This window comes from Polaribacter sp. Hel1_33_96, from assembly GCF_002846595.1.
Lineage (GTDB): Bacteria > Bacteroidota > Bacteroidia > Flavobacteriales > Flavobacteriaceae > Polaribacter.
Window position 1 is genome coordinate 870,188 of record NZ_PJMV01000001.1, and the last position, 20,782, is coordinate 890,969.

A 20,782-nucleotide genomic window follows, 5' to 3' on the forward strand; every position below is an offset into this window, starting at 1 on the left:
CTTCAATGTATTAAAAATGAGTAATAAGCGTAAAAGATAAATTATATTGGTTTGTATATACAGCGTTGAAAACCTCAATAGTATTATCGGTATCATTAAAGATTGTGTTTTGGTTACTTTGAAAATTAATCCAAGTTCCATCTACCAATATTGCGGTTCTTGGTGTCATATTATACTTATAACCAGCACCTATCATTACGTTTGTGAAATTTAAAAAGGTATTTGATTGAAATTCTAATTGTTGGTCAAAGGGTGCACTACCACCAGAGGCAATAATGGAAAAATAATCTTTCCTAGCATTCACATTTATTCGTGCTTGTACCATGAAATTAGTATAAAAAAGACTTTCTGAGTAGGTCTTGTTTTGTATAGTAGCGTTACCATCAGGATCAGTAGGACCGGGTTCAGTAAGAATTTTACCAGAATCGGGATCTCTTTCAAAAAATGTAAGACTAGTGTTCATTAAAGACAATCTAGCATTTACCCAAATATCTTCCCAAGTTCTCGCGACTCCTAATTTTAAGGTAAAATAATTTTGATCATTCTGTAATCTATCATAACTTATTCCAACTTGAGCTTCATATCCGTTCTTTAGACCTTTATAGGCATTTGCATACAATTTAAATTTTGGAAAGAATTTCGAACCCAATAAAATACCGGCGTCCCCATAAAGGGTTTCATTAAAAATCCTTGCAAGGTTTGCGCCTACTTGAACACCAACTCCAGACCTTCTGGCCGCATAATTCATATCTGCGCCATAGGTGTTTTTTCCATCAATTCTGCTGTAATTAATGCTTGCTAAAGAAGTATTATAGGCTACAGAATCAGAGGTGGCGTTTAAATAGCTAACCGCTATTTCATTCTTTAGGTTCTCTGCTTTAATGGTCTCTAAAGTCGTATTCCATTCAATTTGTTCGTATGGATTATCTATTTTTCGAAACTTCTGATAATAGTAGGCAGAATCAAACTTCTGTTGCATTTCAAAAACAACTCCTTTTTTATATTTTAAGAAATTATCATTAGGACTTTTTTTAATCTTTTTATTAATGAATTCTAAAGATTCATCATAAGGTTTTTGATTAATATGTAAATTAATCATTCTCATTAAAGAACCTTCATCCTTCGGGTTTAATGCATATGCAGAGTCATAATTAGTTAGCGCCTCATCGACTAAACCCCTTTCTTCTTGATTTCTAGCTCTAAAAAATAAAATTTCTGCTTCAGCATTTTTAATTTTTCGATCATACACATACGTTTTTTTTAGCGTATCTAAAATAGTTAAAGCTTTATCAAATTCTTTATTTTGAGTGTATAAGTCGGTTAGTTTTAGCTTAAAATTTTTGTTTTTAGGATAAAAACTTAAGGCACTTAAACTATAATTAATGCCTTTTGGGTAATCAGGAATGGCAGATGAGGCATTGATAGCCATGTCTAATAAACGCTTATTGTTGTTTTCTCTTGTTAATCCATCTTCCAGTACGGGTAATACTTTACGATATCTTTGTTCTTTCATTAAAAAAGTAGCGTAGGCTTCTACTTGACTAACATAAACTGATGGATATTTTAAGCTTAACGGGTATTTTTGTTCAAGATCTCTTGTAATATTTAAAGCATCATCAAAGAGCTCCATTTTTTGATAAAGTGTAGATTTTCGTAATAAATGATCTGGATTTTCAGAATCTAAACCTATTAATTTATCTATTTGATCTGTGGCTTCATCATATCTTTCTAATGCTAAAAAGATGCCAAAAATTTGTTGTTCAGATTCTTTTATGAAATCTGGAGATGAAGCTAATTCAGTAAAAATGGGAAGAGCAAGATCGTATTGTTTATTGGTTACATGTACTTTTGCTCTGTCATACATTATTTTGTTATACTGAAATGTAATATCAGTATCATTTGGGAATTTTTCATGATTTTCTAATACCTTTTTTTCAAACCTTTCTTTGTCTTTTATAGGTTTGTAAAGCTCCATTTCTTGAATTAATAATTTTTTATTATTCGGATTTTTCTTGATCGCCTTCTTTATAAAATATTCAGCATCTATATCATAACCTTTCCCTAAAGAATTTTTTATGACATAGTCTTGAGACTCTGAATTACCATTTAATTCAACTAACTTTTTATTTACTTCGTAGGCATCATTATATTCATTAAATCCTGCTGACTGTTGCAATAAATATGGCAAAGTTCTAGAATGGATATCTTTAAATGCATTTTTATCTACTTTCTCTTTTATGTAAGAAATTGCTTGTGCATGTCTTCCCAGTTCTTCTAATAAGCCAATCTTTTTTTCTATTAATTCTCTATCATTAGGCATCTCTAATAAAGATCTATTGGTGTATTGCAGAGCAGCATCAGGATTTCCTTTTAACAATTCATTTCTAATAATACCCAAATAGGCCTCTTTATTAGATGGGTTTTCATCTATGATTGTTTTGTAAATTTCATTGGCATTATCGTAGTTTTTCTCTTTAAAAGCTTCACTAGCGTCATCAAGTCTAATATAATTAAATTGTTCTTTTATATCTGTGTCATTTGGGTATAGTTGATATAGTCTTTGTAAAGCCCTTTCTGCTTCTTCAAAGTTTCCCATTTCCTTGTAGATAGTGATTTTTCGCATCCACCAATCTCTGGCGTACGGTGTTATTTCTAATAATTCATTTACAAAACATATTGCATCTGAGTATCTATTGGTTGCTTGTTCTATGTTCACCAAATACTTTAAGATATCAATATTTTTTCTATTTTTTAAATAAACTTGCTTTAAAACATATCTTGCAGTATCGTATCTACCTAATTCTAGGTTGGCTTTTCCTAAAAGAGTTTTTAAATCTAAGTCGTTCGGAGATATTTTTAAACCTCTCCAGCTCATTTTTGCAGCTTTGGTGAAATTTTTATTTGCAATATCATTTTTTGCTTCTTTAAAGTATAAATCCGAAGAATTATAAACTTGAGCAGCCATATTTAATTGCGATAAAACAATTGCAACAAAAATGTAAATAAACTTATTTGTTTTCATAACGAATAACTTTAGTTATTTTATGTTTTAAAAGGTTTAAAATCATCTGTTTCTTTTTTCTTTTTTAAATTTTCGAAAATACTAGATTTGTTTTCTTTTTTATTGTTATTCGGGTTATTTCCATCATTTATGTTGTCTTTATTTTTTTTCTTTTCTCCTTTTCTCTCTTCAGCGGTATCAAAACCTTGTCTAGTCATGGTTCCCCAAGCAAGCTCTCCTGAGGTAAAATAACTAAAATATCCTTCAATAGAAAACAACATAATCATCCAATGATAAAAAAGGGGTTCTAAAAAAGCGGTAATAAATAACGTTAAAACTTCTCTAGTTGTATTGTAATACTTGAAAGTCATTTGATCCCAAATAATTACTATAGACGAAATCATAATCGCAAAAGTATAAGAGTATACAAAATCTAAAGGAGCAAAGTTCCAATTTACATAACCTGTAATAATTAAGAAAACTGCAAAAATAAGACCAAAAGTTTCAATAATTGGTGCCAAAAACTCAAAAAGGAAGATGTAAGGAAACGTTATTAACCCTAATCTTTTATAACTTGGGTTAAATAGAATTTTTCTATGATCATAAAACATTTGGGCTAACCCACTGGCCCATCTTTTGCGTTGGGCACGTAATATTTTAATATTGGGAGGACCCTCTGTCCAACAGCAAGAAAGAGGAATATATCCAATTTTATATTCCATTTTATTATTCATCATGTAAGCAGCCATCCTTGTTAGCATATCCATATCTTCAGCATGAGAATCTGCACCATAACCACCTGCTTTAATAGCAATCTCTTTATTAAACATACCTAATCCACCAGATACATTTGGTACCGAATTGATCAATTCCCACCCCATTTTTCCTAGAAGGTAAGATCTAATATATTCTAATTCTTGAAAACGTGGTATTAATGCTTTTGGAGGTCTTACACGTGTAATAATACCTTCTTCAATTTCACAATTATTAGACATTCTTAAAGTGGCGCCAACAGCAATTACAGTTACCTTAGAGTTTAAAATGGGTTTAATCATTTTAGTTAGTGTATTTCTAGCAAGAATACAATCTACATCTGTGTTTAAGTAATATGGAAATACTGATGCATTTAATCCCGCATTAAAGGCATCTGCTTTTGTGCCACCATTTTCTTTATCAATGACGGTTAAAATTTCATACTTAGGGTTTTGAGATTTAAAAGTTCTCTTGTAGGGTTGAGTTTTAATTTTTTCAACATAGGCAAAAGGAGCTTCAACCAAATCAAATTCTTCAATTAAAAGATCTAGGGTTTTATCTTTACTACCATCATTTACAATAATTACCTCAAAAAGAGGATAGTTTAGGGTTAATAGAGATTTTACATTTATAATAATTGTTTTTTCTTCATTATACGCAGGTGCAATTACTGAAATACCAGGAGCTAATTTTGAACTTAATAACTCTTCATCATCAATATCTGTATTATAGTTTTTATATTTTGTGATGGATATATATGAAAATACAGCTAAAACAAGGTAGCTAAAAATTAATGCAGTAGCATAGAAGAAAATAAAATATTCATAAACTTTTACGAAAATTTCAAACATATTTATTTAAACTTAATTAGAGGGGTTTCAACATGATTTAAAATTGTAAGATCGAAATCTTTCAATGAATTCTTTAAATTTTGAAAAGCTATTTTTCCTTCATAACTATAATTTAGAATTCCTTCAGCAATAATCTTTTTAGTATCTGTGTTATTTGATTCATGAAATATTTCTTGTAAAAATTTTAAAGATTTACCAGTATTAAATTTTCTTATTGTTTTTACGATTGCTACTTGACAAATTTCTGGTTCTGTATAATATCTGTCAATAAGTGTTTGCTCTGTATCTTTGATTTGTAATGCTCCTAAAGTTAATATAGCTTCTGCTCTTACTTCAGCATTTGTATCGTCTAATTTTTCTAATAAAATTTCATCGATACCTTTTTGCTTAAAAAAACCAACCATTTTTATTAAAAAAACCACTAAAGAGTCATTTTTAGAATAATTTATCCACTTCCCTAAACCCTCTAAGTTCCCTCTTTTATTTTGAAGTTTAAGATATTGCATTAATTCAATCTCATCCCATTTTGAAAGGGAACCTTCAATCTCATCAAAAAAACGATATGGATCATTCATACTTAAAGCTAGATATGAATTTCGTGCCTCTCTTCTAATCCTTTTATTTTTACTGTAGGCATAGACCAGTATTTTAGCATCGAATTTATTTAAATTTAAAACGAAAGCTTCTTGAAAGGCATTCATTTTTTCACTATTCGATCGAGAATCAAATTTTTTCTCTAAATGTCCTACAATATTTAATGCATCTATTATTAAAGGATATTTTTCTGATTGTTTTTCTTTATTCTTAAATTCTATTAAAATACCAATACCAATATCTATAGTTTCCTTATTTACTTCTCCTACAATATTTTCAAACTTATCAAATATTTCTTTCTCTGAGAATTTCTTATCGAAAAATAATACTTCTTCAAACAAAGTCTTTATTTCAGGAACATTCTTTTTAAGTTTCTTTTGAATTCTATTGTAATTTCTCCTAATTACATAAATTGTTATTACTAAAACAATTGTTGAAATTATAAAACCCAATGTTAATACAATTGTCATTTGTATTATTAGAGGGTAAGTCTTTATCTTAAAGACAAAAGAAAGAAACCATTCAACAATACTCATTTGTAAAAGCTTGTTTTTATACTAATTTGACCAAGTGAGGGCTTCTCGTGTCTATTTATACGAAAGTAATAAAAAAAAATATCAAATGTATCTTTTTTTCTGTATAACAGCGTATTTTATAGGTGAATGACTTCGTTGTAGGCATCAGCAACTGCTTCCATAACGGCTTCGCTCATTGTTGGGTGTGGGTGAATTGTCTTTAACACTTCATGACCAGTTGTTTCTAATTTACGTCCTAATACTGCTTCTGCAATCATATCTGTAACGCCAGCACCAATCATATGGCAACCTAACCATTCTCCGTATTTTGCATCAAAAATCACCTTTACAAAACCATCAGGAGTTCCTGCTGCTTTTGCTTTTCCTGATGCAGAAAAGGGGAATTTACCAACTTTTAATTCATATCCAGCTTCCTTTGCTTTTGCTTCCGTCATGCCAACAGAGGCAATTTCTGGAGTTGCATAAGTACAGCCAGGTACATTGCCATAATCAATAGATTCTGTATGTAAACCCGCTAATTTTTCTACACAAGTAATTCCTTCGGCCGAAGCAACATGCGCTAAAGCTTGTCCGGGAACCACATCTCCAATAGCATAATACCCAGGAATATTAGTTTGGTAAAAATCGTTTACTAAGATTTTATCTCTATCAACAATAATTCCAACATCTTCTAAACCAATGTTTTCAATATTAGATTTAATTCCCACAGCTGATAATAAAATATCTGCTTTTAAAGTTATTTCTCCTTTCTTCGTTTTTACAGTGGCCACAACACCTTCGCCAGAAGTATCAACAGACTCTACAGAAGAATTTGTCATTACTTTAATTCCAGCTTTTTTTATAGAACGTTCAAATTGTTTCGAAATATCAATATCTTCGACAGGAACTAAATTGGGCATATACTCTACGATAGTTACCTCTGTTCCCATAGTGTTATAGAAATGTGCGAATTCAACTCCAATTGCTCCAGAACCTACAACAATCATAGATTTTGGTTGACTTGGTAATGTCATTGCTTTCCTATATTCAATTACTTTTACACCATCTTGTGGCAAGTTTGGTAACTCTCTTGAACGAGAACCCGTTGCAATAATAATATTGTCTGCAGCATATTCAGTTACTTTTCCATTTTCTGACGTAACATCTACTTTTTTACCCGTTTTAATTTTTCCAAAACCGTTAATTATATCGATTTTATTTTTCTTCATTAAAAAAGCAACCCCTTTGCTCATGCCATCTGCAACACCACGACTTCTTTTAATCACAGCATCAAAATCTTTATCAATAGCTTCCGCTTTTAAACCATAATCATCAACATGTTTTAAATAATCATAAACTTGTGCAGATTTTAACAATGCTTTTGTAGGAATACATCCCCAGTTTAAGCAAATTCCGCCTAAATTTTCTTTTTCTACAATGGCAACTTTAAAGCCTAGTTGAGAAGCTCTAATTCCTGTTACGTATCCTCCAGGTCCACTTCCAATGATAATGATGTCGTATTTCATACTTATATTTTTTTATCTTTTATTTCTTTACTTTATGCGTTCTAGAATTATTTTAGTTTTGTTCTAACTCTAATTTTACTAAAACTGATAATTAAAAAGGATATCCTTTCAATTTCTCGTGCAATTTACTAACTTTTGTTTTTACTTCCAACTATTTTACATTCTCTCAGGAACATCAATTCCTAATAAATAAAATGCTGATTTTATGGTATCTGCGACTTTCTTTGCTAACTGAACTCTAAATATCTTTTTAACTTCATTTTCTTCTCCTAATATGGATACATTTTGATAAAAAGAATTGAATTCTTTTACCAAATCATAGGTGTAATTCGCAACAATCGCTGGAGAATAATTTGTAGCTGCTTGTTGTATAGTTTCAGGATATAACGCTAATTGTTTTAGTAACTCTTTTTCTTTTTCATGTAATTCAATAGTTACAGATTTTGAATAATCAAAAGCTACTTTTCTAATAATAGATTGAATTCTTGCATAGGTGTATTGTATAAAAGGACCTGTGTTTCCTTGGAAATCTACAGAAGATTTCGGGTCGAATAAGATTCTTTTTTTAGGGTCTACTTTTAGAATAAAATATTTTAAAGCACCTAAACCAATCGTTTTATATAGTTCGTTTTTTTCTTCCTGGGAATAACCTTCCAATTTGCCTAGTTCTTCAGAAATTATTTTGGCTGTTTCGGTCATTTCAGACATTAATTCATCAGCATCAACAACGGTACCTTCTCTAGACTTCATTTTTCCAGAAGGTAAATCTACCATGCCATAACTTAAATGATGCAATTGTTTAGACCAATCAAAACCTAGTTTTTTTAAAATTAAAAATAATACTTGAAAATGATAATCTTGTTCGTTACCCACAGTATAAACCATTCCTCCAACATCTGGAAAATCTTTTACACGCTGAATTGCAGTTCCAATATCTTGTGTCATGTAAACAGCCGTTCCGTCTGAACGTAAAACAATTTTTTCATCTAAACCATCATCTGTTAAATCACACCAAACAGAGCCATCTTCTTTTTTATAGAAAACACCTTTTTGGATGCCTTGAGCAACCACATCTTTTCCTAATAAATATGTGTTGCTTTCATAATATAAAGTATCGAAATTTACACCCATATTTTTATAAGTAACCTCAAAACCCTCGTAAACCCAAGAGTTCATAGTTTTCCAAAGCGAAACAACCTGTTCGTTTCCAGCTTCCCATTGCTGCAACATTTGCTGTGCTTCTAATAAAAGTGGCGCTTCTTTTTTAGCTTCTTCCTCAGTTTTTCCCTCGGCAATTAATTGAGCGATTTCTTTCTTATATTCTTGGTTAAATTTTACATAGTAATTTCCAACCAATTTATCACCTTTTAAACCTGATGATGCTGGAGTTTCACCGTTACCAAATTTTTCCCAAGCCAACATAGATTTACAAATATGAATTCCTCTATCGTTTATAATTTGAGTTTTATAAACTTTTTTTCCTGCAGCTTTTATGATTTCTGCAACAGAATAGCCTAGTAAATTATTACGAACATGTCCTAGATGTAAAGGTTTGTTTGTGTTTGGTGATGAATACTCCACCATTATGGCTTTATCATGCGGTTTAGACGAAACCAAACCAAACGAAGAATTTGAGTAAATTGAATTAAAAAAATTTGTGTAGAAACTATCATCAACAACTAAGTTTAAAAAACCTTTAACTACGTTGTAGTTTTTGATTTCATCAACATTTTCTACAACATATTTCCCTAAATCTTCACCAATTTGAACAGGATTCCCTTTTTTGTAGCGCAATAAAGGGAATACAACAACAGTAATATCCCCTTCAAATTCTTTTCTGGTAGCTTGAAATTCTACTGAAGGAATTTCTATATTGTATAAAGCTAAAAACCCCTCTTTTACTTTGGTTTCTATGATGTTTTGAATGTTCATTTAATCTTGAAAATTGAAATGCAAAATTACATATTTTTATTTGTTTTTTTCAATGATTTTTGGTCAAGAATAATTGTAGTTTTGCACTATGGAAAAACGGTTACAACAACTCCCGAAATTAGCAGAAGAAGCAAGAAAAGAAAATAAAAAATATTTTACACATCTAAAAAAAAGGACACCTAAAAATTTAGATTATGTTATGCAAGATTTGCACGATGCTGAGTTCGCAAAAACGGATTGTTTAGACTGTGGAAATTGTTGTAAAACTTCAAGTCCGATATTTATAGATAAAGATATTGAGCGCATTTCTAAGCATTTAAAAATGAAAGTTGCTAATTTCACTAACACGTTCTTAGAAAGGGATGAGGATGATTTTATGGTGCTAAAAACGGCACCTTGTTCTTTTTTCGATGAAGCTGATAATTCTTGTACAATCTATCATGTTCGCCCAAAAGCGTGTGCAGAATATCCTCATACAAACAGACGTAAATTTATACAAATTACAGACTTAACAATTGCCAATACGGCAATTTGTCCTGCAACTTATAATATTGTGGAAGCTTTAAAAAAGCGATTACCTTATGAGTATAATCTAAAAAAAACCAGAAAATAGTATTATTCATAAATTAAATACTTATTTCTAGTTTTTTCAAATGCTTTCAAGTCTTCTTTCCAAGTTTTTCTAATTTGTTCTTCAGATAAACCTCCTTCTATTTGTTCTTGCAGTTTTGTAGTTCCTGCTAATTTAGTAAAGAAACTATTAAAAAATTCGTCAGAAGAATTTTGTTCGTAAGCTTTAAGTAACCAATTTAAATTAAGTTGATTTAAGTTTTTAGTGCTTTGCAAATTCTCACCAAAACATAGCTTGTTTTTATACTTTGGATATTTTGAGCCTTCATTTTGTTTGGGTATAAATGTAAATTCACTTTTTGCTAAGAAAGGTGATCCATAAATTTGGAATTGCATTTCAGTTCCTCTTCCTGCAGAAACATTAGTTCCCTCAAAAAAACATAGACTAGGGTATAAGTTGATGCTTTTGTCATTCGGTAAATTTGGAGATGGTTTTACTGGCAAACTATAGTCTGTTTTGTGATTGTAATTTTCTAAAGGAATGACAGTTAAATTACAATGAATTCCGTTTTTCAACCACTTTTCCCCATTTATCATTTTTCCATATTCACCAATGGTCATACCATAAACTACAGGTACTTTATGCATACCCACAAAACTTTTATGTTGAAATTCTAAAACGGGGCCATCAATGTAATGCCCATTCGGGTTTGGTCTGTCTAAAATTATAACCGGAATTCCAACTTCTGCACAAGCTTCCATTACATAATGTAAGGAAGAAATATAGGTATAAAAACGCGCTCCTACATCTTGAATGTCAAAAACTACCACATCAATATTTTTCAATTGTTCAGCAGAAGGTTTTTTGTTTTTTCCATATAACGATATAATTGGCAAGCTTGTTTTAGTATCAAATCCGTCTTTAATGGTTTCACCGGCATCTGCTTTTCCACGAAAGCCGTGTTCTGGAGCAAACACTTTTTTAATTTTTATTCCGAGAGAAAGTAAACTGTCGATTAAGCTAACAAACGTTTTTTTCTTTTTAGTTTTTTCTATAATAGAGGTTTGGTTTGCAACAATAGCAACATTCTTACCTCTTAAAAGGTTTAGATATAAACGAGTTCTTTCTGCACCAGTTTTTATAATTACTGATTTTTTTGGGTCGTTTTTATTGTTTTCTGGAGGTTTTTGTGCACAAGAAATCAGCTGAAAATTCAGGAACAGAAACAAGAATAAATATGTACTTTTGAAAGGTTTAAAAAGAATCATCAATTTGAATTACGAGTTATTCATTGCAAAACGCATTATTGCTGGCAAAAAGTATAAAAATAGTATTTCATCGCCAATAATAAAAATTGCCATCACAGCAATTGCGTTAGGAATTATTATTATGCTAATTGCTGTGGCAACAGGTGCAGGTCTGCAGTATAAAATTCGGGATAAAATGGCTGGATTTAAAGGTCATATTCAGATTGTAAATTATGACGCCAATAATTCTGATGTTTCTACAACAGCTATAAAAAAAGAGCAAGACTTTTATCCTACTTTTAAACATATAAAAGGGATAAAAAATGTGCAAATTTTCGCCAATAAAGCGGGTATTTTAAGAACTAAAACCGATTTTGAAGGTATTATTTTTAAAGGGGTTTCTTCAGATTATGATTGGTCTTTCTTTACTGAATACATGGTGGAAGGAAGAGTTCCGGATTTTAATCAGCCAAGAACAAGAGAAGTTTTGCTTTCACAAACAATTATAAATCGTTTGCAATTAAAATTAAACGATACAATTATAGCCACGTTTATAAAAACGGTAAACAGTAAATTACCTTCCAATAAAAAATACATTATTACTGGAATTTATAATACAGGCTTTTTGCAGTTTGATAAAAGCATGATGATTGGCGACATTAGAGAGGTTCAAAATTTAAATAAATGGACAGAAAATGAAGTTGGAGGCTTTGAGGTTTTATTAAATGATTTTGATGAAATTGATGAAAAAGGAGAAGAGGTTTACAATAATATTAGTGCTACTTTAAATAGCAAAACAATTGTTGATGCCTATCCAAACGTGTTCGATTGGATTCAACTTTTTGACAATAATGTTTGGTTTATTATTGCTATTATGATTCTAATCGCAGGTATTAATATGATTACTGCTTTGTTAGTTTTAATATTAGAACGGGTGCAAATGATTGGTGTTTTAAAAGCTTTGGGAAGCAATAATACCAGTATTAGAAAAATCTTTTTGTATAACGCTACTTACCTTATTCTAAAGGGACTTTTTTGGGGAAACATTTTAGGTTTAACGATTATTGGTATTCAACATTTCTTTAAAATAATAACGTTAAATCCAGAGACCTACTATGTGGCTACAATGCCGGTTTATATTTCTTTTACAGCTATTCTATTATTAAACATCGGTACTTTAATTTTATGCTTTTTAATGTTGATAATTCCTTCTTTTATCATCACAAAAATAAGTCCTTCAAAGTCTATTAAGTTTGCTTAGTTGTAAATTTATTGCAAGATTGCTTCATGAAATATCAAAAAAAGAGATAATACATTTTTAAATTTTTAATTTGCTGATTTATAGCTACTCTGCGTTAGCGATTAAAATGGCATCCTTTTTCGAGGAATGAGAAAAAGATATAATTGAAAGCGCGACCTTTAGGGAACGCCCTAAAAATAATTTATATTTGCACCAGAAATTATAGAGATGAACTACGCAGAAAATATATTAGAAACTATTGGGAACACTCCCTTAGTAAAATTGAATGTTTTAACAAAAGAATTACCTTGTTTGGTGCTTTCTAAATACGAAACTTTTAACCCAGGAAACTCGGTAAAAGATAGAATGGCATTGCAAATGATAAAAGACGCAGAAGCAGATGGTCGTTTAAAGCCAGGAGGCACGATTATAGAAGGAACCTCTGGAAATACAGGAATGGGATTGGCTTTAGCCGCAATTGTAAAAGGCTACAAATGTATATTTGTAATGGCAGACAAGCAGTCTAAAGAAAAGATAGATATTTTAAGAGCTGTTGGAGCTGAAGTTGTTGTTTGTCCAACAAATGTTGAGCCAGATGATGCACGTTCTTATTATTCGGTTTCTAAGCGTTTAGGAGAAGAAACTCCGAATTCGTGGTATGTAAATCAATATGATAATCCTAGTAATTGTAAAGCGCATTTTCTAAGTACAGGTCCGGAAATTTGGGAGCAAACCGAGGGGAAGGTAACTCATTTTGTTGTTGGTGTAGGAACAGGAGGAACCATTTCAGGCGTTGGAAGTTATTTAAAGATGAAAGCAAGGGAAGCGGGTTCAACTGTAAAAATTTGGGGAATAGATACCTACGGCTCTGTTTTTAAAAAATATCATGAAACGGGTATTTTTGACGAGAATGAGATTTACCCCTACATCACAGAAGGAATTGGTGAAGATATATTACCTAAAAATGTAAATTTTGGTGTTATTGATGGTTTTACAAAAGTAACCGATAAAGATGCTGCAATTTATACGCAACGTTTAGCAAAAGAAGAAGGAATGTTTTTAGGGAATTCTGCTGGAGCAGCCGTAAAAGGATTATTACAATTAAAAGATCACTTTACAAAAGATGATGTTGTGGTAGTTTTATTTCATGATCACGGAAGTAGATATGTGGGTAAAATGTTTAATGATAATTGGATGCGTGAAAGAGGTTTTATAGAAGAAGAATTTAAAACTGCTGCAGATTTAATTAAAACTCATTCAGAAGAACCAATGATTGTTGCACAAACGGAAGAATTAGTTTCTCATGCAATAGAGCGAATGAAAGCGTTTAAAATATCTCAAATTCCGGTAAAAGATAGTAATGGTTTTGTAGGCTCTATAGACGAATCTGTTTTGTTACATTATTTTATTGCGGATAAACATATAGCAGATAAACCAATTAAAGATATTATGGGGAAACCCTACCCAATTGTAAACAAGACTGCAAAATTAGAAGATATCTCTAAATTGATTACTAAAGAAAATGATGCTGTTTTAGTTGATTTAGAAAATGGCAATCATCATATTATTACAAAATACGATATTATTAGTGCTATTTGATTTTTCGTTTAACTGTAGGATTATGTATTTCATCGAATTAAAAAAGTAATTTAACGAAAAGTTAATTTCTCAATCAATAATAATTGTTTCTTGGGTTCATAACTAGAAAATAGTTATTTTATTTTATAAGTTGGGGGATTTATAAATATAGTTTAAAATCGTCTAGGAAATTTTTTTCTTAGATGATTTTTTTTTAGCTACAAATTTATGACTGAACTTTCAAAAACACTAATTAAGGCTTCACATTATTTATAAGAACTTGTTATAATGATACTAGAAATTCAGATGATTGACAATTATTGAGATTGAAAAAAATGATGGAATCATATAAATAGTTGCTTCTAGTTCTTGTATAAATTACTTAACATGATTCAGGTATAGCAAAATAGAAAAATTTAAATTTAGCTCTTCGAAAATAAATTATAAAGTTTTAAAAAATCACCAGAAAAGACTATTGCAATTTAAATGAAGCTGTCGAATGAAACAAAAGGTTAAATTTAGTTATCTGTTGTTAATTCCTCAAATATTGTTTGTTTTGTAAATCATATATATTATTTATTTGTAGAGATAGAGAGTTAATTATTTATTAATAAGTTCGGTTTCCCAGCATTAGGAAAAGCATAATACTAGAATGAAGCTATTAAAATAGTGAAGATAAAGATAGAATTAGTAAGAAAAATATATACAAAAGAACAAATTTAAACACTTTGTATTGGGAGTATAATTTTTTTAGCCTTAAATAATTAAAACCATCTCTTTAGAGATGGTTTTTTTAAATCAACTAATTCAAATAATTTACACAATGAAAACAGTTTACGAGGTTGTTCTCATTTATTAAACAGCAAGCTTCATGCCAAAAAATATTTAAATTTATTTTTAGAATATTTTAACAATTACTTTGCGTGCTTATGTGCTTTGTATGATGAACGAACTAAAGCTCCACTTTCTACAAACATAAAGCCCATTTCTAATCCTATTGTTTCGTACTTCTTAAATTGTTCCGGAGTAATAAATTCTTTAACAGGTAAATGTTTTTTTGTTGGTTGTAAATATTGCCCAATAGTTAGTACGTCTAAACCTACACCTTGTAGGTCTTTCATCGTTTGTAAAACTTCCTCTTCAGTTTCACCTAAACCTAGCATCAATCCTGTTTTAGAGCGCATTCCGTTTTCTTTTAGGTATTTTAAAACAGCTAAACTTCTATCGTATTTTGCTTGAATTCTTACTTCTCGGGTTAATCTTCTCACTGTTTCCATGTTATGAGAAACTACTTCGGGATGCACTTCAATAATTCTATCTATTTGTTTTGTGTTACCTTGAAAATCAGGAATTAATGTTTCTAAGGTTGTATTTGGATTTGCTCTTCTAATTGCATCGACAGTTTCTGCCCAGATAATAGAACCACCATCTTTTAAATCATCTCTATCAACAGAAGTAATTACGGCATGTTTAATGCCCATGATTTTTATGGAGCGCGCCACCTTTTCAGGTTCATCCCATTCGACAGTTTCTGGTCTTCCAGTTTTTACCCCGCAAAAGCCACAAGAACGTGTGCAGATATTTCCCAAAATCATAAAAGTTGCGGTACCTTCTCCCCAACATTCACCCATATTTGGGCAGCTTCCGCTGGTACAAATAGTGTTTAATTTATACTTGTCAACTAAACCCCTTAATTCAGTATATTTTTTACCAACAGGTAATTTTACACGTAACCATTTCGGTTTTTTTAGCCTTTCAGGAAGGACTGCAGAATCTATTGCCATGTTATAATATAATTGAAATGCAAATTTACAAAGAAAACTTTTAAATGCTTGTTAAAAACCAAACACTAAATCCTATTAAAAATACAATCCCCAGAATACTAAGCGTTTTTAAGTAAATACTTGGCCGATGTTCTTTTGGAGTATGTTTTCCAGTAATTAAAAGATAGTTTAAAACTGCATAAATAGGAGCTGTTAAAAATGATAAAATGGTAGCGATCTTCACTAAACTTCCCATATTTTTAAGAAAGAATTGTAATATGATAAATGTACCTATGAATAGTAAAATAATCCAAAACCAATAACCAAATTTAAATTCTTTATCAAACAACAATTTTGAGCTTCTATTCATTGCTCTTGGTGACGCATCTAAAGAAGTAATCGTAGTACTAAACATTGTTGTGAATGCAGCAATAGCTATAAATATATAAGAAAATTCGCCTAAGTTTTTTGTGTATAAAGTAACTAATTGTGATGCAAATTTCCCTCCTTGGTTAGAAAAGGTTTCTCCCGAATTATACATGACTAAAGCACCTAAAAGTACAAAACAAATTCCTAAAATTAGTGTACTAATATAGCCTACATTAAAATCAAAAATTGCATCTTTTGGTTTTATCTTAATAAAAGTATTTTTGCTTTTCTCTACAGACCAAATAGAATGCCAAATAGAAACATCTAAAGGAGCAGGCATCCAGCCTAGAAATGCAATTAAAAAAGTTATTTCTACTGTTCCGGATGGTAAAATTTGGCGTACATCAAAAGCTTCTTTAGAGCTAAATAAAGCAACTGAAACTGCAATTATGGTGCTCACTGTTAAGATAATTATAATGTATTTCATTAGATTATCTAGCAATTTATATTTACCAACCAATAGGAACAGGAGACTTATGGTCATTAAAAAAGTTGACCAAACGACTAGGTTATTTGTAAATCCAAAAAGTTGTGAAGCTAAACCAGCGGTAACAATAGTAACTGCCGCCTGTATAGTAAACATTGTGGCAAAATTTAGCACATAATAAATTGCTAAAACACTTTTTCCTAATTTTTTATAGCCATCGAGCAGTGTTTCTCCAGTAGCAGCCGCATAACGTGGACCAAATTGAAAGAAAGGATATTTAAAAATATGCACCAATAACAAAGCCCAAAATAAACCAAACCCAAATTCTGCTCCAGCTTTTGTAGATTGCACTAAATGAGATACACCTATTGCTGCGCCTGCAAATAATAAACCTGGACCTAGAGAATTTAAGAATGATTTTTTCATTTAATTTCTAACTTTTTAATCGCTTTTCAAGTATTAACTATATTTTTTTTAATAGTGTATATTTTGGATATCTATGAAATACAGTAAAGGTGTTTTTAATTTTTATTTTCCTTAAACCTGTTAAAATATAATTTTTTAAATGGACTATTAAAAATTCCTAAACATTTTTTTATATAAACACAATTGAGGTAAGTAGTATTAAGAAAATTTTCTTGCTTTTTAAAAGGTAATTTTGCTTAAAATTACTGTAAAAACTAACGTTTAATTACGAAAATCACTTTGATGTACTGCCTATAAACATTTTACCATTCTTGTTTTATGACCTCTTAATAATGGCAGCTAATAACTTTTTTGCACGTAATAATTTTACTTTTACGTTATTTATTGGCTCATTAATTTGTTCAGAAATTTCTTTATAACTTAGTTCTTGAAAATAACGTAACTGAATAACTTCTTGGTATTTAGGTTTTAATTGCTTAATGTCTCTTAATAATTTTGCTAAATTCTGTTCTCTTATAATATTGTCTTCAGGTGTAGGGTTCTCATCAACAACTAAATAAACTTTTTCTTCCTGTTCAATGGTGGTTTCTATAGAAATAGAAGCGTTTTTTTTACGCAATAAATCTATGTGCACATTTTTAGAAATAGAGATTAACCAAGTTTTAAAAACATATTGATCATTAAAAGTATGAATTTTATCAAAGGCTTTAGAAAAAGTTTGAATCGTAATGTCTTCAGCATTATTTTCATTCTTAGTACGTTTTAATTGATAGTTATAAACGCTAGTCCAAAAACTATCTAACAAAAATCTAAATGCAGCCTGATTTCCTTCTTTGGCTTTTGAAATGTTTATTTGAAGTTTTTTTTGGTTTATTTCCAATGATCTGGTTTTGAAATCAAATTTGCACTAAATATACTAATTTGAATCAATAATAAACCAATTTCTAAAAAAGGTAAGAAAAAGATGATTTGTGGTTCTTTTAATTTCTTTGCAGAAATGCCCACGACAATATACTGAACTAAAAAGTAAGAGAGTATAATCGCGAGTATAATTTTCCAGGGATAAAAAAACAATAAGGTTACTGCCAAAACATAAAAAAGTAGTTTAGAAAAATTAAAAAATCCTAAGAGAAAACGATGCTTAAATTGAATTTTTTTGATGATTCGTGTTTCTTCTTTTTTTTCTGTAAACCATTTTGAAAATGATTTTGGGGTATCAGTTTCAATAAAACTGTCCTCGGATATACAAAAAGTTGTATTTTTATTGTTCGCGGCATCCTTTATAAATAAATAATCTTCACCAGTATTTATTTTCATATGATTTATAAACCCGTTTACTTTGAAAAATTCTGATTTTTGATAGGCTAAATTGGAGCCAAAAGCCATATAGGAGGAGCCTAATTTTGTAAATCCAAAGCACTTAATGGCTGTTAACAAGTTTTCAAAACGAGTAAAAATATTTATGATTGAATTTTTCTTTTGATATTTTTTATACCCTAAAATAATGGTCTTTTTCGAAGTAAATTTTTTACTCATTTCAGAAATCCAATATTTAGAAACAGGTTTGCATTTGGCATCAGTAAATAATAAATTGTTGTATTTTGATGCTTTTATACCTAACGTTAATGCATATTTTTTACTTCCCCAAAAAGCTTCATTATTTTCTACATTTAAAATTTTTAGGTTGGCATGTTTTTTTGTGAATAATTCTACAACATCTTTTGTGTTATCTGAAGAAGCGTTATTGATTAATACAATCTCAAATTTCGAATGTTTTTGTTCTAATATTGATGGAAGAAACTGTTGTATGATTTTTGCTTGATTTTTGGTGTAAATAATTACTGAAACTGGGACTTCGGTAATGTTATTTTTATTTTTTTTTAACCCAAAAAGAAAGGTAGAAAAAAGAATATAGTATGTGGTTTGGATTACTGCACAGGCAACAAAAACGCTGAAGACTACAGATAAAATCATTGATTTAAAAGAATATTAATTATGTTGAGGTTCTGTGCATGTATCAAACTTATCTGATGTTTTTCCACAAAAACCACAAGCCTCTCCATTTTTGTTTAGCATTGGATTTTGACTAGCACAAGTGCCTGCAAACTCTCCATCTTTTTTTGCCCAAATTTTAATAGCAATTCCTGCAACACCAAGTGCTAATAAACCTAAAGTTAATAGTAATAATTTCATAATTAATAAAATTTATAAGTAATAAATAAATCTAATTTTTCAATTAAAATAAATGCGTTTAAACGCCTACAAAGATATAATAATACATTCAAAAAGCACCCATATCTCTTGATAAAAATAGATACAGTACCTTTACATATAGGAGCTGTTAAAAAAGGTTATGATATTAAGGTATTTCAAAAAAAGATAGAAAGAAACATAAAAATATATAGTAAAGAGGAGCAAGATAAATTTATAAATAAAGCTATAAGAAATTGAAGGAAATGAGCTCTTTAAAAGTGTCATAAACGATCTTTCAGGATTTTTTTTAAAACTATTTTAATTTTTACAGTTCTAACATAAAGTTAATCATACAAAAAATGAAAAAAAATCAATTTACGAAAGACCTTTTTTTAGTTATTACAACGCTAATTATTTTTTCTTGTAGTTCTTCTGAAGGACAAGAGGATACCACAGATACAACCACAACAACTAATTATGATATTTCATCAATCCTCCCTAAGTTCGATAATATTGATGCAGTTTCTTATTCGGTTTCAGGGAGTACGATCAGTTTTACAACAACAGATTTGCCAAATCATACAAGTCCTTATTGGGATGCTTCTCATCCTTTATATGAAGCCTATAATGGAACAAATTCTAATTGGAATCAGAACCCGAATTCTATTGGCGAGCAAAATATTACGTTTACAATGACTTTAAATCCAGAAGAGGCAACTACTAAAAGTGCCACTCCTTTAGGACCAATAGGAATCTCTAGAAACGGAATTGTTTTTTTTAATCAATATGCAGGGCCAAACAATCAGGCTTTAACAAATGAAATAAATTCTTTTGATCAATGGCTAGGGCACCCGGCGGGAACACAATATCATTATCATATAGAGCCGAGTTACTTAACAGATCAGTTTGGTAAAGATGCGTTTTTGGGATTACTTTCTGATGGATTCCCTGTATATGGGCCAGAGGAAAATGGAACAACAGTTACGAACGCAGATTTAGACGATTATCATGGTCATACATCTGTAACGGCCGATTTTCCTGATGGAATTTACCACTATCACATTACAAACGAAGATCCATATTTAAATGGTAATGGTTTTTTTGGAACAGCAGGTACTATAACAAGATAGTTTTTGAAGTTTGTAAAAATTAACATATTAATTTTTCTTTTTTTCTTTTCTTGTGATGATACAGTTCAAGAAAACGAAAACATTTCTTCAGTCTATAAAATGAAGATTCCATCGATAGAAATTAATAAAGTTAACAATCATTTAAAACTAAAAAATGGCATTTTATATTTTGAGGGAAAACAGTATTCTGGTATCGTAAATGAGTTTTATGAGGATGAAAATATCAAATCAAAATCAGAATATTATAAAGGAAAAAGACACGGCTTTTTTTTGGGTTGGTATAGAAATGGGGAGCAATGGTTTGAACGTTTTTATATAAAAGGTTTAAAGTCGGGTGTTCATAAAGGTTGGTATAAAAACGGAGTACAAATGTTTGAGTATCATTTTAACAATAAAGGCGTTTATCATGGGGTAGTTAAAGATTGGTATACTAACGGAATGCTCACAAAGTATTTTAATTTTGTGCAAGGTAAAGAATCTGGTAGCCAAAAAATGTGGGATTTAAAAGGTAAGTTAAGAGCCAATTTTTATACTATAAATGGAGAAAGGCATGGTTTAATTGGATTGAAAAAATGTGTAAGCGTTTTAAAAACTGAAATTAAATAG

At 30.2% G+C, this 20,782-nt stretch carries 16 protein-coding genes; 5 read left to right on the forward strand and 11 right to left on the reverse strand.

All coding sequences use genetic code 11. From position 1 onward, the window contains the following. Window positions 1–10: 10 nt before the first annotated feature. From ATE90_RS03910 to argS, 5 genes are all read right to left on the reverse strand, one after another. Complete coding sequence (locus ATE90_RS03910) at window positions 11–3,022, reverse strand: tetratricopeptide repeat protein (protein WP_036787059.1); 3,012 nt, start codon at window positions 3,020–3,022, stop codon at window positions 11–13. A gap of 20 nt (window positions 3,023–3,042) precedes the next feature. Then, window positions 3,043–4,605 carry a glycosyltransferase family 2 protein gene (locus ATE90_RS03915; RefSeq protein WP_101450851.1) on the reverse strand — a complete coding sequence of 521 codons (1,563 nt, stop codon included), beginning with the start codon at window positions 4,603–4,605 and terminating at the stop codon, window positions 3,043–3,045. Between the two features lie 2 nt (window positions 4,606–4,607). Further along, window positions 4,608–5,669, reverse strand: coding sequence for a HEAT repeat domain-containing protein (locus tag ATE90_RS03920; protein WP_101450853.1), 1,062 nt, complete (start codon window positions 5,667–5,669; stop codon window positions 4,608–4,610). Window positions 5,670–5,851: 182 nt separating this feature from the next. Then, complete coding sequence (lpdA, locus tag ATE90_RS03925) at window positions 5,852–7,240, reverse strand: dihydrolipoyl dehydrogenase (RefSeq protein ID WP_081958180.1); 1,389 nt, start codon at window positions 7,238–7,240, stop codon at window positions 5,852–5,854. Window positions 7,241–7,396: 156 nt separating this feature from the next. Next, complete coding sequence (gene argS / locus ATE90_RS03930) at window positions 7,397–9,172, reverse strand: arginine--tRNA ligase (RefSeq protein WP_101450855.1); 1,776 nt, start codon at window positions 9,170–9,172, stop codon at window positions 7,397–7,399. A gap of 88 nt (window positions 9,173–9,260) precedes the next feature. Here argS and ATE90_RS03935 point away from each other — a divergent pair, with 88 nt between their 5' ends. Next, the gene (locus ATE90_RS03935; protein ID WP_036787046.1) at window positions 9,261–9,785 is read left to right on the forward strand and encodes a YkgJ family cysteine cluster protein; all 525 of its coding nucleotides are present in this window, start codon (window positions 9,261–9,263) and stop codon (window positions 9,783–9,785) included. Window positions 9,786–9,787: 2 nt separating this feature from the next. Here the strand turns inward: ATE90_RS03935 and ATE90_RS03940 are convergent, their stop codons facing one another. Beyond that, window positions 9,788–11,011: an exo-beta-N-acetylmuramidase NamZ family protein gene (locus ATE90_RS03940; protein WP_036787043.1), complete on the reverse strand. Its 1,224-nt coding sequence runs from the start codon at window positions 11,009–11,011 to the stop codon at window positions 9,788–9,790. Between the two features lie 4 nt (window positions 11,012–11,015). Here ATE90_RS03940 and ATE90_RS03945 point away from each other — a divergent pair, with 4 nt between their 5' ends. Next, window positions 11,016–12,251: an ABC transporter permease gene (locus tag ATE90_RS03945; RefSeq protein WP_036788302.1), complete on the forward strand. Its 1,236-nt coding sequence runs from the start codon at window positions 11,016–11,018 to the stop codon at window positions 12,249–12,251. A gap of 207 nt (window positions 12,252–12,458) precedes the next feature. After that, window positions 12,459–13,829, forward strand: a complete 1,371-nt coding sequence (locus ATE90_RS03950) for a pyridoxal-phosphate dependent enzyme (protein WP_036787041.1) — start codon at window positions 12,459–12,461, stop codon at window positions 13,827–13,829. A gap of 893 nt (window positions 13,830–14,722) precedes the next feature. Here the strand turns inward: ATE90_RS03950 and lipA are convergent. The 5 genes from lipA to ATE90_RS03975 all read right to left on the reverse strand — a co-directional run bounded on the left by lipA (window position 14,723) and on the right by ATE90_RS03975 (window position 19,046). Next, window positions 14,723–15,592: a lipoyl synthase gene (gene lipA, locus ATE90_RS03955; protein WP_036787039.1), complete on the reverse strand. Its 870-nt coding sequence runs from the start codon at window positions 15,590–15,592 to the stop codon at window positions 14,723–14,725. A 40-nt stretch (window positions 15,593–15,632) separates the two neighbouring features. Then, window positions 15,633–16,853 carry an NRAMP family divalent metal transporter gene (locus tag ATE90_RS03960; protein WP_101450857.1) on the reverse strand — a complete coding sequence of 407 codons (1,221 nt, stop codon included), beginning with the start codon at window positions 16,851–16,853 and terminating at the stop codon, window positions 15,633–15,635. Between the two features lie 316 nt (window positions 16,854–17,169). Then, window positions 17,170–17,733 carry an RNA polymerase sigma factor gene (locus ATE90_RS03965; protein WP_036787029.1) on the reverse strand — a complete coding sequence of 188 codons (564 nt, stop codon included), beginning with the start codon at window positions 17,731–17,733 and terminating at the stop codon, window positions 17,170–17,172. Next, a complete protein-coding gene (locus tag ATE90_RS03970) occupies window positions 17,724–18,827 on the reverse strand; it encodes a glycosyltransferase (protein WP_052107567.1) in 1,104 nt (367 codons plus the stop codon). Before ATE90_RS03970 ends, ATE90_RS03965 begins: the two co-directional genes overlap by 10 nt. A 15-nt stretch (window positions 18,828–18,842) precedes the next feature. Beyond that, a complete protein-coding gene (locus ATE90_RS03975; RefSeq protein ID WP_036787024.1) occupies window positions 18,843–19,046 on the reverse strand; it encodes a hypothetical protein in 204 nt (67 codons plus the stop codon). A gap of 359 nt (window positions 19,047–19,405) precedes the next feature. Here ATE90_RS03975 and ATE90_RS03980 point away from each other — a divergent pair, with 359 nt between their 5' ends. Next, on the forward strand, window positions 19,406–20,176 hold the full coding sequence (locus ATE90_RS03980; RefSeq protein ID WP_036787021.1) for a YHYH protein: 771 nt from the start codon (window positions 19,406–19,408) through the stop codon (window positions 20,174–20,176). Window positions 20,177–20,275: 99 nt separating this feature from the next. After that, window positions 20,276–20,782: a toxin-antitoxin system YwqK family antitoxin gene (locus ATE90_RS03985; RefSeq protein ID WP_036788297.1), complete on the forward strand. Its 507-nt coding sequence runs from the start codon at window positions 20,276–20,278 to the stop codon at window positions 20,780–20,782.